The organism is Methylosinus sp. is20ea (genome assembly GCF_059718135.1).
This window is the reverse complement of record NZ_AP046088.1, coordinates 3,253,714-3,266,462: the sequence shown is the minus strand read 5'-3', so window position 1 is coordinate 3,266,462 and position 12,749 is coordinate 3,253,714. Positions and strand designations below refer to the sequence as shown.

The window sequence follows — 12,749 nt, the reverse complement described above, 5'->3', positions numbered from 1 at the left end:
TTTCAATGTATATGGGGCTTTTGCGGAGCGGCCTTGCCACGGCGCTCCAAATGGCGACGGCCGAAGCGGCCGCTCCAATAAGCGACGAAGACGATGAAGAAATAGATCAGCAGCATCCAGGGCCAGCGTTCGCTGGCGCTCTGCGCCTTGTCGGAGAATTTGATCCACCCTTCGAAGAGATATTCGACGCCGAAGCCGAAGATGAAGGTGAGGATCAGCACGCTCTTCCACCAGGACAGGCGAAAGAAGCCGATCGCCAGCGCCGCCATCAACGCGGCTATGCCGACGCCATTGATGAACTGCTGCAGAAGGCTTTCGGAAAACAATGTGATCAAACGAGCGACAAAGACCATGCGGAGCCTCTCTGCGATCGACGAAAGAAGCGCATTCTACACATTCGGCAGATGCTGCGCGAGCGCCTCCAGCACCGCCATGCGCACGGCGACGCCCATTTCCACCTGATCTCGAATGAGCGAGCGGGGGCCGTCGGCCACGCTCGAGTCGATCTCGACGCCGCGATTCATCGGACCGGGATGCATGACGAGCGCATCGGGCGCGGCATAGGCGAGCTTTTCCTCGTCGAGACCGAAGAAATGGAAATATTCACGGCTGCTCGGCACGAAGGCGCCGTTCATGCGCTCGCGTTGCAGCCTCAGCATCATCACTATGTCCGCGCCGGCGAGCCCTGTGCGCATGTCGTGGAACACTTCGACGCCGAGCCGCGCGAGCGAATCGGGCGCGAGCGTCGAGGGACCGACCGCGCGCAGCCGCGCGCCCAGCGCGCTCAAGAGAATGATGTTGGAGCGGGCGACGCGCGAATGCAGCACATCGCCGCAGATCGCCACAGTGAGCCCTTCGATGCGGCCCTTGTGGCGGCGGATCGTCAGCGCATCCAGCAGCGCTTGTGTCGGATGCTCATGCGCGCCGTCGCCGGCGTTGACCACCGCGCAATCGACCTTGCGCGCCAGCAGATGAACGGCGCCGGCGCGGGCATGGCGCACGACCAGAATATCCGGCCGCATGGCGTTGAGCGTCATCGCCGTGTCGAGCAGCGTCTCGCCCTTCTTCTCCGAGGAATTGGCGACCGACATGTTCATGACGTCGGCGCCGAGCCTTTTGCCGGCAATCTCGAAGGAGGCCTGGGTGCGGGTCGAGGATTCGTAGAAGAGATTGACCTGCGTGCGGCCGCGCAGAGTGGCGCGCTTCTTCTCCACCTGGCGGGAGACCTCGATCGCCTCCTCGGCCATGTCGAGCAGAGTGACGATGTCGATGCGCGACAGCCCCTCTATGCCGAGCAGATGGCGGTGCGGGAAGGAGGGATGCGATTTTGGCGGCATGGCCGCCGTCTATAACAGTTTCTCGCGCGCTGGCCAGTGGGCGAGGCCCGCCGTCATGGTTGAGAAATCCTCGAGACGAATGCTCGAAAGCGACGGCGGAACCAAAGGGGATGAAAAAGAGTTCTCGAATCTGCCCAACATAGAGAACGCCCTTTCCCGCTATTCTTCGCGAAACAGGAGATCGCCATGCAACTCCGGCTCGGCCCGCCGCTCCTCGCGGCGGCCCTCTCCCTCTGCGCCGCCACGGCCATGGCGGCTCCCACCGTCGCCACGGATTTCTCCAATATGAGGTCGGGCCCCGGCGCGCGCTGGCCGGTCATCGCCCAGGTCCCCGCCGGCGCCAAAATCCAGCTCGACAATTGCGGGCCGGGCTGGAAACACGATTGGTGCCAGATCCACTATAAGGGCAAACGCGGCTTCGTCGCCGCAAACACGCTGGAGCCGACGATGAAGAATATCATCGTCGCCCCGCTGGTGACGCGCGACATCACCGCCGTGCGCTCCGGCCCCGGCTCGAGCTGGAAGGTCGTCACGAAAATCCCGCCGGGCCGGAAGGTCGCCTCCTCCGGCTGCCAGACGGGCTGGAAGACCAGCTGGTGCAAGGTCACTTTCGAGGGCAAGTCCGGCTATGTGGACCGCAATTATCTGAAGCGGAAGGGCGCCGTCTTCGCCCGATAGCCGAAAATCATTCGTGGATAGCGAAGAGCCCGAGACCGCGGGGAGCGGCTCGGGCTCTTTTTTCGTATAAGCGCATTTGACATATACTCATCGAGAGCATATGTCTCGGGTCGACGCTTCGACGAGGGTTGCCGAAACGTCACATCGCTTCTAAGCTGAAAACCATTCTCTGTCGGGGGCACCCGGTGGAGTTTTTGATTGGCCCTCTTATGCTCTAATTGAGCATAAGCGAGTTCGGAGCAAGCCAAATGGCCATCCCGTTCCAGACCGCCGACAAAGAGCGAGCGCCCGCTCCGGCTTTGGGCGCGCTCTGCGGCGCCGCGCAGCGCTTTCCCGTGCTGCCCATGCCCAATATCGCCTGGAACAAAGAGGTCGAGACCGCGACCGCCCATCTCTATGAGCGGGTGGCGAAGGTCATGCCGGCGATCGAATGGGCGTTCCATGCGCCTTATGTGAAGGCGATCAACGAGCTGAAGCGGGAACGCAACGCCGTCATCCTCGCCCATAACTATCAGACGCCGGAAATCTATCATTGCGTCGCCGATTTCGTCGGCGACAGCCTGCAGCTCGCCAAGCTCGCCGCCTCCTCCGACGCCGAGATCATCGTGCAGGGCGGCGTGCATTTCATGGCCGAGACCTCGAAGATTCTGAGCCCCGAGAAAGTGGTGCTCATGCCCGATCTCGAGGCCGGCTGCTCGCTCGCCGCCTCCATCACCGCGGCCGACGTTCGCGCGCTGCGCGCCGAATATCCGGGCGTGCCGATCGTCGCCTATGTCAACACTTCCGCCGATGTGAAGGCGGAGGTCGATATTTGCTGCACCTCCTCCAATGCGCTGAAAGTCGTCGAGAGCCTCGGCTCCGATCGCGTCATCATGCTGCCAGACCGCTATCTCGCGGAGAATGTCGCCGCGCAGACCAAGGTGAAGATCATCGCCTGGCGCGGCGCCTGCGAAGTGCATGAGCGCTTCACCGCGGAAGAGCTCGAGACCTATCGCGCCGATAACCCGGGCGTGAAGATCATCGCCCATCCCGAGTGCCCGCGCGAGGTGGTGGAGATTTCCGATTTCGCCGGCTCGACGGCGGCGATGATCGATTATGTGCGCACGAAAAAGCCGGCGCGCGTGCTGCTGGTGACCGAATGCTCCATGGCCGACAATGTCGCCGCGGAGACGACCGGAACCGAGTTCATCCGCCCCTGCAATTTCTGCCCGCATATGAAGCGCATCACTCTGCCGAAGATTCTCGACGCGCTGGTCCATATTCGCGAAGAGGTTACGGTCGATCCGCTGATCGCCGCACGCGCGCGCGTCGCCGTGCAGCGGATGATCGATCTGGGGTGACAGCAGCCCCAGTCCCCTCATCCTGAGGCGCTTTTTGCGAAACGCAAAAAGCCTCGAAGGGGATGCTCCAGGTGGCGCCCCTTCGAGACGCCCGCACCCAAATCGGGCAGGCCCGACTTGGGCATTTTCATGCCGATCTCGGGTAAACCCGAGATCGGTGGGCTCCTCAGGGTGAGGGACTGGATCATCGGCGACATGAAGGACAGGAGCGCGGCCATGACGGCTCGATACGAGGCTCTGATCGCGGCGATCGACGCCGCCAACGCCGATGATCCGCGCAAAGTGGCGATCGACGGCGCCGAGCGCGCTTTCGAGATCGTCTATGCCGAGCGCATGACAGCGCGCCTCTCCGCGCTCTATCCCGACGCCTCCGAGCTTCTGCAGATCGCGACGCGCGCGCAGCATTTGCGCCGCTGGGATATTCCGCGCGAGAATTTTCCGCTCGGCCGCCACGGCTATAATGATTGGCGCAAAGAATGCCGCGCGCATCATGCGCGCCTCGTCGGCGAGCTCATGCGCGCGCAAGCCTATGACGAAGAGGCGATCGCGCATGTCGGCGGGATCATCCGCAAGGAAAAGCTGAAGAAGGACCGCGACTCCCAGGCGCTCGAGAATGTCGCGGCGATCGTCTTCCTCGAGCATTATTTCGACGATTTCCACGAGAAATACAAAGATTACGACGATGAGAAGATCGTCGATATCCTCGGCAAGACGCTGTGCAAAATGTCGCCCAAGGGCCATGGCGCCGCGCTCGCCCTGCCTTTGCCGGAGCGCACGCGCGCGCTGGTGGCGGCGGCCGTCGCCAAGGAGAGCGAGGCGCTCGCCAAGCTCGCAACCGTAGCGATCGACTAATGGCCGGCGCGCCCCCTCCCCACCCCTCCCCCGCTTCGCAGGAGAGGGAGCAGATTCGGCGCGTCATCGACATTTCGCGCAAAGCCTGCCGCCCCCTCTCCCATCCGAAGTCGGCTGTTGCCGACTTCGGTCTTCTATGCGCAAACCGAGAACATCCGGCTCGCGACGAGGGGAAGGGTGAGGGAGGGAGCGCGGCGCACGCTCGGGAGCTTTCACGGTGACACAGGCTCCCATCCTCATCGTCGGCGGCGGCCTCGCCGGCTTGTTCTGCGCGTTGAAGCTCGCGCCGCGCCGCGTCGCCGTGCTGACGCCGGGCTCCATCGACGAAGGCGCCGCCTCCTTCTGGGCGCAGGGCGGCGTCGCCGCGGCCGTGCTAGACACGGATTCGCCGGAGCGCCACGCCGAGGACACGCTGAAGGCCGGCGCCGGAATCGTCGATGCGGACGTCGCGCTCGGCATGGCGCGCGAGGCGCGCGCGCGCATCGAAGACCTGCTCTCCTATGGCGTGCCCTTCGATCGCGCCGACGGCAAGTTCACGCCCTCGCGCGAGGCCGCCCATTCCGAGCGCCGCATCGTGCGCGTGAAGGGCGACACCGCCGGCCGCGCCATAATGGAGACGCTCGTCGCCGCCGTTCGCGCGACGCCGTCGATCGAATTATTGGAAGGTTTTTCCGCGCAAGAGCTGCTGACCCATGACGGCCGCGTCATCGGCCTGCGCGCGCGCGGCCGCGATGGCCTACTGCGCGATTTTCTCTCGCCAGCCACAGTGCTGGCGACGGGCGGAATCGGCCATCTCTACCGCGTCACCACCAATCCGAATGAGGCGCGCGGCATCGGCCTCGCAATGGCGGCTCGCGCCGGAGCGCTCGTCGCCGATGCGGAATTCGTGCAATTCCACCCGACCGCGATCGACATAGGCGTCGATCCGGCGCCGCTCGCGACCGAATCATTGCGCGGCGAAGGCGCGATCATCGTCGATCGCTCCGGCCATCGTTTCATGGCGCAGATCGACCCGGCCGCCGAGCTCGCGCCACGCGATATCGTTGCGCGCGGGGTCTTCGCCTCCATCGCGGCCGGAGGCGACGCTTTCCTCGATGCGCGCGCCAGCGTGGGCGCGGAGTTCCCCACGCGCTTTCCGACCGTCTATGCGAGCTGCAGGGCCGGCGGCGTCGATCCCGTGACCGCGCCCATACCGATCGCGCCCGCCGCTCATTATCACATGGGCGGCGTCGCCTCTGACGCGCATGGGCGAACGTCGCTCGCGGGCCTCTGGGCCGCGGGAGAAGTCGCCTCCACCGGCGTGCATGGCGCCAATCGCCTCGCCTCCAACTCGCTGCTCGAGGCGGTGGTGTTCGCGGCGCGCATCGCGAATGATATCGGCGAGCAGAATCTCGAGACAGCGCCCGCCCCCGCCCCGGCGTCTGACGAAGCGGGCGCGCCCGACCAGGGCCTCGTCGACGAGATGCGCGATGTGATGGCGCGCGACGTCGGCGTCATTCGCGATGCGATCGGGCTGACGCGCGCGGCGCGGGCGATCCTGCGCATCGAATCCGCGACGCCCCATGCGCAATTGCGCAATATGGCGCTGACCGCGCTGCTGGTGACGAGCGCGGCGCTGGCCCGGCGCGAGAGCCGCGGCGCGCATTTCCGCTCCGATTTTCCGCAGGCGGAGGACGCGCTCGCGCATCGCTCCTATATGACGGCGGCGCAAGCGCGCGCCATCGCCGAGGAGGCGCTGAAATGACCGCCCCCTGGACGCTCCCCGCTCCGCTCATCGAAGATGTCGTGCGCGCCGCTCTCGCCGAGGATTTCGGCCGCGCCGGCGACATCACCACTCAGGCGACGATCCCCGAGACCGCCCGCGCTCGCGCCGTCATCGCCGCGCGCGAGGACGGCATCGTCGCGGGCCTCGGCGTGGCGGCTTGCGCCTTTCGCCTCGTCGATCCTGCCGTCGTCTTCACGCCCGCGATGCTGGATGGCGCCCGCATCGGCAAGGGCGATGTGCTCGCCCATATAGAAGGCCCCGCCCGCGCCATTCTCTCGGCGGAACGCGTCGCGCTGAATTTTCTCGGCCGGCTCTGCGGCATCGCATCGCTCACGGCGCGCTACGCCGAAAAAATCGCCCATACGAAAGCCAAGGTCTGCGACACGCGCAAGACCACGCCGCTGCTGCGCGCTTTCGAGAAATATGCGGTGCGCTGCGGCGGCGGCGCCAATCACCGCTTCGGCCTCGACGACGCTCTGCTGATCAAGGACAATCACATCGCCGTCGCCGGCGGCGTCACGCCAGCGCTGCGCGCCGCCAAAGCCTTCGCCAGCCATATGACGAAGATCGAGATAGAGGTCGATACGCTGGAGCAGCTCGACGAGGTCCTCGCCGAAGGCGCGGATATCGTACTGCTCGACAATATGGCGCCCGAGCTGCTGCGCGCCGCGGTCGCGCTGATCGGCGGACGGATGCTCGCCGAAGCGTCCGGCGGCGTCACGCTGGAGACGATCGCCGCGGTCGCGGAGACGGGCGTCGATCTCATCTCCGTCGGCGCGCTCACGCATTCGGCGCGGACGCTGGACCTCGGCCTGGACATAGAGATCGGCTGAGCCTACGCGCAGGCGTCACACCTCGCGTCTCAGGCGTGCGAGCGCGGCGCTGCGGTTGGTCATCACCTCCTCGAAACGCGACGAGAGGAGAAAGGCGAGCTCCTGCTCGCGCGTCACCGTCACGGGGTCTTGCGCGCGCAAATCCTCGTCGACGCGGCCGGGATGGCACATGACGAGATGGCGCTCGCCCGGCGCGCGCAGATAGGATTCGAATTGGGCGGCGTAATCGCTCTCCGGATCGAAGTCGGAAAAGCCGGCGAAGCCCTCGTTGAGCAGAAAGCCCCGAGCGAGCGCCTCGCTGCGATAGCCGCGGCCGATGGCGCGGACGGCCAGCGCCTTGCGGAGGTCGGAGCCGCGAATGAAGATGCGATGCATCCGATCGCCGGCGTCGCGCAGCCAGAGCTTCTCGCCCTGCAGTCCGCGCTTCTCCAGCGCGTCGAAGAGAGCGGTGCGCACGCCCGGCAGCGCGTGGACATGCTGATGCCCGTCGAGATGATCCGGCGCGCGGCCCATCACCGCATAGAAGCGGTCGATCTGGCGATCGACCTCGGCGCGGATCTCCTCCATCGGCAGTCTGCCGCGCATGGCGGCGCGAATCACCTCGCGCAGCGGCGGAAACACCCCGCCCGGCGCGAATTTCGGCATATTGGTGAGCGGGCGCCCGAGCGTCAGATTGAAATGGACGCCGATATCGGCGTCGTGGCGGCGGCGCGCCAGCTCTCGGCCCATGGCCGGCCAGCGCTCGGCATTGGTCAGCGCCGAGACCGCCGAGAGGCGCCCGGCGTCCAGCGCCTCGAGAATGCCGAGGCTGACGCCCATAGAGAGCCCGTAATCGTCCGCGCAGAGCGCGATCGAACATTGCGCCGCCATTCTTCGTTCCCTTCCTCGCCATAGAGTCTTTTTGACGCTCTACTTCGTCCGCCCCTCGGCGCGCTTGCGCATTTTCGCGCGCCCGCCTAGGTCTTGCCCGGTTCGAACCTATAAGGCGAGCGATGGACGATAAAGCCGAAAATCCGCCTCCGGAGATATCCGTAGCCATCCCTGTCTTCAATGAGGCGGCCAATCTTCGCCCGCTCGTCGCTAGGCTGAAGCCCGTGCTGGAGCGCTCCGCCGCCTCTTTCGAGATCGTCTTCGTCGACGACGGCTCCTCGGACGCGACGCTCGCGGGATTGCGCGAATTGCACGCCGAGGATGCGCGCGTCAAAGCGGTCTCCTTCAGCCGCAATTTCGGCAAGGAGATCGCCATCGCCGCCGCGCTGGATCACTCCCGCGGCGCGGCCGTGGCGCTGATGGACGCCGATCTGCAGCATCCGCCGGAGACGATCGCCGAATTCATCGTCAAATGGCGCGAGGGCTATAAAAACGTCTATGGCGTGCGCCGCGACCGCGCCGGCGAGCCGCTGCTGCGCACCCTCTTCGCCAATCTCTTCTACGGCCTGTTCGATCGTTTCGGCGAGACGCCGCTGCCGCGCGGCGCCGGCGATTTCCGCCTGCTCGATCGTCAGGCGATCGACGCGCTCTCGCGCATGCGCGAGCGGGCCCGCTTCTCCAAAGGGCTGTTCGCCTGGATCGGCTTCAAATCGATCGGCGTGCCCTTCGAGGTGGAGGAGCGCGCCTCCGGCCGCTCCAAATTCAATTACGCCAAGCTCATCCGCTTCGCGCTCGACGGGCTCATGTCCTTCTCCTCCGTGCCGTTGAAGGTCTGGGCGGTGGTGGGGATCATCGTCTCCACCTTCGCGCTCGCCATGGCGGCCTATTATTTCTGGCGCACGGTGTTCTATGGCGTGGATGTCCCCGGCTACGCCTCGCTGATCGTCTCCATCGCCTTTCTCGGCGGAATGCAGCTGTTCTCGCTCGGCGTGCTCGGAGAGTATATCGCGCTCATTTTCGCCGAGGTGAAAGGACGTCCGCTCTATCTCGTCGCCGAGCGGGTGGGAGTGGAAGAACAATGACGATCCAGCACGCGCGCCCCACCTCCCCCTCGAGGGCTATTGAATGCACACATTCTCGCCCCCGCGACGTCATGGCCGGGCTTGTCCCGGCCATCCACGCCAGGACGCCGAGGCGTCTCGAGAAGTTTGGCGTGACGCCGAAGCTCCGGCGGCGCCCACCGTGGGATGAATCCGTCGATAGCCGGCGCTTTCCTTCGGTTTCTCAGCTGCTTGGCGTGGATGGCCGGGACAAGCCCGGCCATGACGGCCATAGCGTCTCGCGATGTCTGAATCCAATAGTCCTCGAGGGGAGTGTGTATCGCGGGCCCCGCCGCCGATGATCCGCAATCTCCTCTCCGTCAGCGGCTTCACCCTGCTCTCGCGCATCACGGGATTCCTGCAGAGCGTGATGCTCGCCGCGATCCTCGGCGCGGGCAGCGCCGCCGACGCCTATCTCGTCGCTTCTCGCCTGCCTAATCACTTTCGCGCCATTTTCGGCGAGGGCGCCTTCAACGCAGCCTATGTGCCCTGCTACTCCAAAACGCTCGAGCAACAGGGCAAAGAGTCCGCCAAAGAATTCTCGAGCGAAGTGTTCACCCTGCTGCTCGCCTCGCAGATCGCGCTGCTCATTCTCGCCTACGCCTTCATGCCGCAATTCGTCGGCCTGCTCGCGCCGGGCTTCGACGATCGGCCAGAGAAATTCGAGCTCACCGTTTCGCTGACGCGCATCACCTTTCCCTATCTGCTCTGCATGACTCTGGTCACGCTGCATCAGGGCACGCTCAACGCCAACGGCCGTTTCGCAGCGCCGGCCTTCGCGCCAAATTTGCTGAACCTCACCGTAATGGCGGCGCTCGCCCTCTCGTTTCTCTTTCCGAGCGCGGCCTATGCGGCGGCCTGGGGCGTGACCATCTCCGGCGTGCTGCAGCTCGCTCTGCTGATGGCCAACGCCCGCATGATCGGCGTGATGGAAGGGCTCGCGCGGCCGCATTGGAATCGCGTGCGTGAATTCTTCCTGATGCTGGGGCCCGCGGTAATTGGCTCGGCAAGCGGGCAGATCGCCATTTTCGCCGATACGATCATTGCATCCATGCTGCCGGATGGCGGCGTCTCCTCGATCAATTACGCCGATCGCATCTATCAGCTGCCCAATGGCGTCATCGGCCTCGCCGCCGGCACAGTGCTGCTGCCGGAGATGAGCCGCCGCATCGCCGCCGGCGACGAGGACGGCGCCCATGCGGCGCAAAATCGCGTGATGGCGCTGACGGTGGCGCTGGCCGCGCCTTTCTTCATCGCCTTTGTGACCATCCCCGAGCTCATCATGAGCGGCGTCTTCGAGCGCGGCGCCTTCACCCATGCCGACGCCGTGGCCGCCGCCGATGTGCTCGCGGCCTATGGCGGCGGGTTGATGGCGCTGGTGCTGATCGCCTCGGCGCGCGCGAGCTTTCAGGCGCATGGCGACACCAAGACGCCGATGTATGTGGCGCTCGGCGCTGTCGTCGTGAATGTCGGGCTGAAGATCGCGCTCTATGAGCCCATGGGCGCGCCGGGCCTCGCGACGGCGACCTCGGTCGGCCTCTGGATCAATCTCGCGGCTTTGATCGGTCTCGCTCTGCATCGCGGGGCGATGCGCTTCGACGAGACATTTCTGCGCGTCTCGATCGCGAGCCTCTGCGCCAGCGCGCCCCTGCTGGCGACGGCCATCTATGGCTATGGGCCGGCGATGGCGCTGGCTGGGCGCCTCGGGCCATTGCGCGACATCGCCGCGCTGCTGCTGCTCGGCGCGTCGGGAGCGCTCGTCTATGGGAGCGTTCTCGCCGTCTGCCTGCGCGCTTTCGGCCTGCGCCTGTCGCAGCTGCGACGCTCCGCGCCTTCGTCGCGCTGAGCGCGCCCCCTCCCCAACCCTCCCCCGCTGCGCGGGAGAGAGACTCCGCCCTCTATCGAGATTTCGAGAAACGCCGGCCGCGTCCCTCTCCCGCGCAGCGGGGGATGGTGAGGGAGGGGGCCGACGGGACCGCGCAAACTCACAAAAACTGCGAGAGACCCGGCACCGAATCGGTGATTTCCTTCAGCTTCTCCTTGCCGACCAGCCCCTCGGCATGGGCGAAGAACTCCTTGGCGAGCGCCTGACTCTGATCCATGGAGAGGCCGACGCTGGAGAGCCGTCCGGCGAGCGCCATCAGATCGCCCTTGGAGCCGCCGACGAGGCCGCCGAGCCCGCCCAGCAAGCCGCCGAGCAGCCCGCCATCGGCCGCCGGAGCCGCCTCGGCGGCGGCGATCGCCTCCTCGGAGCCGGGCAGCTTGGCGATGAGCTCGGCCGCCGGACCGTCCGGGAACTCCTTGCGGAAAAAGCCGAGCACATGGCCGGCGGCGAGCCTCGCCGTCTCGGGCTCGACGCCCAGCGCTGCGGAAATGCGGGCGATCAATTCTTCCATGCTCGACTCCTCTTCGAAAAAGGCTCGGTCTCGACAATTATGCGGCGATTGCGACAAATTCGCAGCCGGCCTCGTCTTACTCGGCGTCGAGGCCATAGAGCGAGTGCAGCGTGCGCACGGCGAGCTCCGTATAGGCGGCGTCGATCAGCACGGAGAATTTGATCTCCGATGTGGTGATGGCGCGAATATTCACGCCCTTGTCGGCGAGCGCCTTGAAGGCGCGGGCCGCGACGCCGGCATGGCTGCGCATGCCGATGCCGATCGCCGAGACCTTGGCGACATCCTTGGCGCCCGTCAGCCCGGCGTAGCCGATCGAGGGTCTGGCCTGCTCCAATATGGCGACGCAGCGCTCATATTCGGCGGCCGGCACGGTGAAGGTCATGTCGGTCGACGTGTCTTCCGAGGCGACCTGCACGATCATGTCGACATTCACGCCGGCCTCGGCCAGCGGCACGAAGACGGCCGCCGCGACGCCCGGCTTGTCGGCGACGCGCCGAAGCGTGATCTGCGCCTCGTCGCGCGAGAAGGCGATGCCTGTCACGACCTGGGCTTCCACAATATCCTCCTCTTTGCAGATCAGCGTGCCGCTGTTGGGACGGGCCGGATCGTCGAAGGACGAGCGGACGAAGGTGCGGACCCCATGCACCATGGCCACCTCCACCGAGCGCACCTGCAGCACCTTGGCGCCGAGCGAGGCCATCTCCAGCATCTCCTCGAAGGCGATGCGCTCCATGCGCCGCGCCTTGGGCACGACGCGCGGATCGGTGGTGTAGACGCCGTCGACGTCCGTATAGATGTCGCAGCGATCCGCCTCTATCGCCGCGGCGACGGCGACGGCGCTGGTGTCCGAGCCGCCACGGCCGAGCGTGGTGATGCGGCCGCTCGGCTGGTGAATTCCCTGGAAGCCGGCGATGACGGCGACCTCGCCGCGATCGAAGCCGGCGCGCAAAGCAGAGCCGTCGATAGATTGGATGCGCGCCGAGCCATGGGCGTCGCTGGTGAGGATCGGGATTTGCCAGCCGAGCCAGGAGCGCGCGGACAGGCCGATATTCTGCAAGGCGATGGCGAGCAAGCCGGCGGTCACCTGCTCGCCGGAGGCGACGACAGCGTCATATTCGCGCTGATCGTGCAGAGCGGCGGCGTCCTTGCACCAGGCGACCAGCTCATTGGTCTTGCCGGACATGGCCGAGACCACGACGGCGACCTTATATCCAGCCTCCACCTCGCGCTTCACATGGAGCGCGACATTACGGATGCGCTCCACATTGGCGACCGAGGTGCCGCCGAATTTCATCACCAGACGAGCCATGACCGACCTAGATTGGAAACACGGGCCCGGCTCGGGCGAGCCGGATGGCCGCTCGCATCCGACCAAAAGCGGGCGTATATGTGACGCCCCCGCCGCCGGTGTCAACGCCGCGGCGGGGACTGGACTCTAGGCGAACCGAAACCCCGCTACCCCCTCATGCCGAGGAGCGCCTGAAAGGCGCGTCTTTAAAGCACGAGGGCTCCAGAAGGCGGGGGATGACGGTTTCCTCGTCCTTCGAGACGCCCACTGCGTGGGCTCCTCAGGATGAG

13 protein-coding genes are annotated in these 12,749 nt (G+C 65.8%); 7 read left to right on the top strand and 6 right to left on the bottom strand.

The window, feature by feature from the left end; all coding sequences use genetic code 11:
* Positions 1-2: 2 nt before the first annotated feature.
* Together AC6IY7_RS15355 and AC6IY7_RS15350 are read right to left on the bottom strand one after the other, a co-directional pair.
* Complete coding sequence (locus AC6IY7_RS15355; protein ID WP_497780283.1) at positions 3-353, bottom strand: hypothetical protein; 351 nt, start codon at positions 351-353, stop codon at positions 3-5.
* 36 nt (positions 354-389) lie between these two features.
* A complete protein-coding gene (locus AC6IY7_RS15350; RefSeq protein WP_497780282.1) occupies positions 390-1,337 on the bottom strand; it encodes an aspartate carbamoyltransferase catalytic subunit in 948 nt (315 codons plus the stop codon).
* A gap of 186 nt (positions 1,338-1,523) precedes the next feature.
* Here AC6IY7_RS15350 and AC6IY7_RS15345 point away from each other — a divergent pair, with 186 nt between their 5' ends.
* On the top strand, positions 1,524-2,015 hold the full coding sequence (locus AC6IY7_RS15345; RefSeq protein WP_497780281.1) for an SH3 domain-containing protein: 492 nt from the start codon (positions 1,524-1,526) through the stop codon (positions 2,013-2,015).
* Between the two features lie 248 nt (positions 2,016-2,263).
* The gene (gene nadA, locus AC6IY7_RS15340) at positions 2,264-3,355 is read left to right on the top strand and encodes a quinolinate synthase NadA (protein WP_497780280.1); all 1,092 of its coding nucleotides are present in this window, start codon (positions 2,264-2,266) and stop codon (positions 3,353-3,355) included.
* A gap of 17 nt (positions 3,356-3,372) precedes the next feature.
* Here the strand turns inward: nadA and AC6IY7_RS15335 are convergent, their stop codons facing one another.
* The gene (locus tag AC6IY7_RS15335) at positions 3,373-3,573 is read right to left on the bottom strand and encodes a hypothetical protein (protein WP_497780279.1); all 201 of its coding nucleotides are present in this window, start codon (positions 3,571-3,573) and stop codon (positions 3,373-3,375) included.
* On the opposite strand from AC6IY7_RS15335, the gene AC6IY7_RS15330 reads away from it, so the two are divergent.
* The 3 genes from AC6IY7_RS15330 to nadC all read left to right on the top strand — a co-directional run bounded on the left by AC6IY7_RS15330 (position 3,572) and on the right by nadC (position 6,805).
* Positions 3,572-4,207 (top strand): DUF4202 domain-containing protein, encoded by a 636-nt coding sequence (locus AC6IY7_RS15330; protein WP_497780278.1) that lies wholly within the window; start codon positions 3,572-3,574, stop codon positions 4,205-4,207. The genes AC6IY7_RS15335 and AC6IY7_RS15330 overlap by 2 nt on opposite strands.
* A gap of 217 nt (positions 4,208-4,424) precedes the next feature.
* On the top strand, positions 4,425-5,951 hold the full coding sequence (locus AC6IY7_RS15325) for an L-aspartate oxidase (protein WP_497780277.1): 1,527 nt from the start codon (positions 4,425-4,427) through the stop codon (positions 5,949-5,951).
* Positions 5,948-6,805 (top strand): carboxylating nicotinate-nucleotide diphosphorylase, encoded by an 858-nt coding sequence (gene nadC, locus AC6IY7_RS15320; protein WP_497780276.1) that lies wholly within the window; start codon positions 5,948-5,950, stop codon positions 6,803-6,805. The genes AC6IY7_RS15325 and nadC overlap by 4 nt, the downstream gene beginning before the upstream one ends.
* A 15-nt stretch (positions 6,806-6,820) precedes the next feature.
* Here the strand turns inward: nadC and AC6IY7_RS15315 are convergent, their stop codons facing one another.
* Positions 6,821-7,675, bottom strand: a complete 855-nt coding sequence (locus AC6IY7_RS15315) for a ChbG/HpnK family deacetylase (RefSeq protein WP_497780275.1) — start codon at positions 7,673-7,675, stop codon at positions 6,821-6,823.
* Positions 7,676-7,797: 122 nt separating this feature from the next.
* On the opposite strand from AC6IY7_RS15315, the gene AC6IY7_RS15310 reads away from it, so the two are divergent.
* Both AC6IY7_RS15310 and murJ read left to right on the top strand, forming a co-directional pair.
* The gene (locus tag AC6IY7_RS15310) at positions 7,798-8,757 is read left to right on the top strand and encodes a glycosyltransferase family 2 protein (protein ID WP_497780274.1); all 960 of its coding nucleotides are present in this window, start codon (positions 7,798-7,800) and stop codon (positions 8,755-8,757) included.
* Between the two features lie 316 nt (positions 8,758-9,073).
* On the top strand, positions 9,074-10,621 hold the full coding sequence (gene murJ, locus AC6IY7_RS15305) for a murein biosynthesis integral membrane protein MurJ (protein ID WP_497780273.1): 1,548 nt from the start codon (positions 9,074-9,076) through the stop codon (positions 10,619-10,621).
* Positions 10,622-10,760: 139 nt separating this feature from the next.
* Here murJ and AC6IY7_RS15300 read toward each other — a convergent pair whose 3' ends face one another.
* Positions 10,761-11,171 (bottom strand): DUF2267 domain-containing protein, encoded by a 411-nt coding sequence (locus AC6IY7_RS15300; RefSeq protein WP_497780272.1) that lies wholly within the window; start codon positions 11,169-11,171, stop codon positions 10,761-10,763.
* Between the two features lie 76 nt (positions 11,172-11,247).
* Positions 11,248-12,480 (bottom strand): aspartate kinase, encoded by a 1,233-nt coding sequence (locus AC6IY7_RS15295; protein WP_497780271.1) that lies wholly within the window; start codon positions 12,478-12,480, stop codon positions 11,248-11,250.
* Between the last annotated feature and the right edge of the window lie 269 nt (positions 12,481-12,749).

Excerpts from the sequence above, each read along its gene's own strand:
- AC6IY7_RS15295 (WP_497780271.1), bottom strand. The coding sequence starts at position 12,480 with ATGGCTCGTCTGGTGATGAAATTCGGCGGCACCTCGGTCGCCAATGTG.
- AC6IY7_RS15315 (WP_497780275.1), bottom strand. The coding sequence starts at position 7,675 with ATGGCGGCGCAATGTTCGATCGCGCTCTGCGCGGACGATTACGGGCTC.
- nadA (WP_497780280.1), top strand. The coding sequence starts at position 2,264 with ATGGCCATCCCGTTCCAGACCGCCGACAAAGAGCGAGCGCCCGCTCCG.
- AC6IY7_RS15355 (WP_497780283.1), bottom strand. The coding sequence starts at position 353 with ATGGTCTTTGTCGCTCGTTTGATCACATTGTTTTCCGAAAGCCTTCTG.
- AC6IY7_RS15350 (WP_497780282.1), bottom strand. The coding sequence starts at position 1,337 with ATGCCGCCAAAATCGCATCCCTCCTTCCCGCACCGCCATCTGCTCGGC.
- AC6IY7_RS15345 (WP_497780281.1), top strand. The coding sequence starts at position 1,524 with ATGCAACTCCGGCTCGGCCCGCCGCTCCTCGCGGCGGCCCTCTCCCTC.
- nadC (WP_497780276.1), top strand. The coding sequence starts at position 5,948 with ATGACCGCCCCCTGGACGCTCCCCGCTCCGCTCATCGAAGATGTCGTG.
- AC6IY7_RS15300 (WP_497780272.1), bottom strand. The coding sequence starts at position 11,171 with ATGGAAGAATTGATCGCCCGCATTTCCGCAGCGCTGGGCGTCGAGCCC.
- AC6IY7_RS15330 (WP_497780278.1), top strand. The coding sequence starts at position 3,572 with ATGACGGCTCGATACGAGGCTCTGATCGCGGCGATCGACGCCGCCAAC.
- murJ (WP_497780273.1), top strand. The coding sequence starts at position 9,074 with ATGATCCGCAATCTCCTCTCCGTCAGCGGCTTCACCCTGCTCTCGCGC.
- AC6IY7_RS15335 (WP_497780279.1), bottom strand. The coding sequence starts at position 3,573 with ATGGCCGCGCTCCTGTCCTTCATGTCGCCGATGATCCAGTCCCTCACC.
- AC6IY7_RS15310 (WP_497780274.1), top strand. The coding sequence starts at position 7,798 with ATGGACGATAAAGCCGAAAATCCGCCTCCGGAGATATCCGTAGCCATC.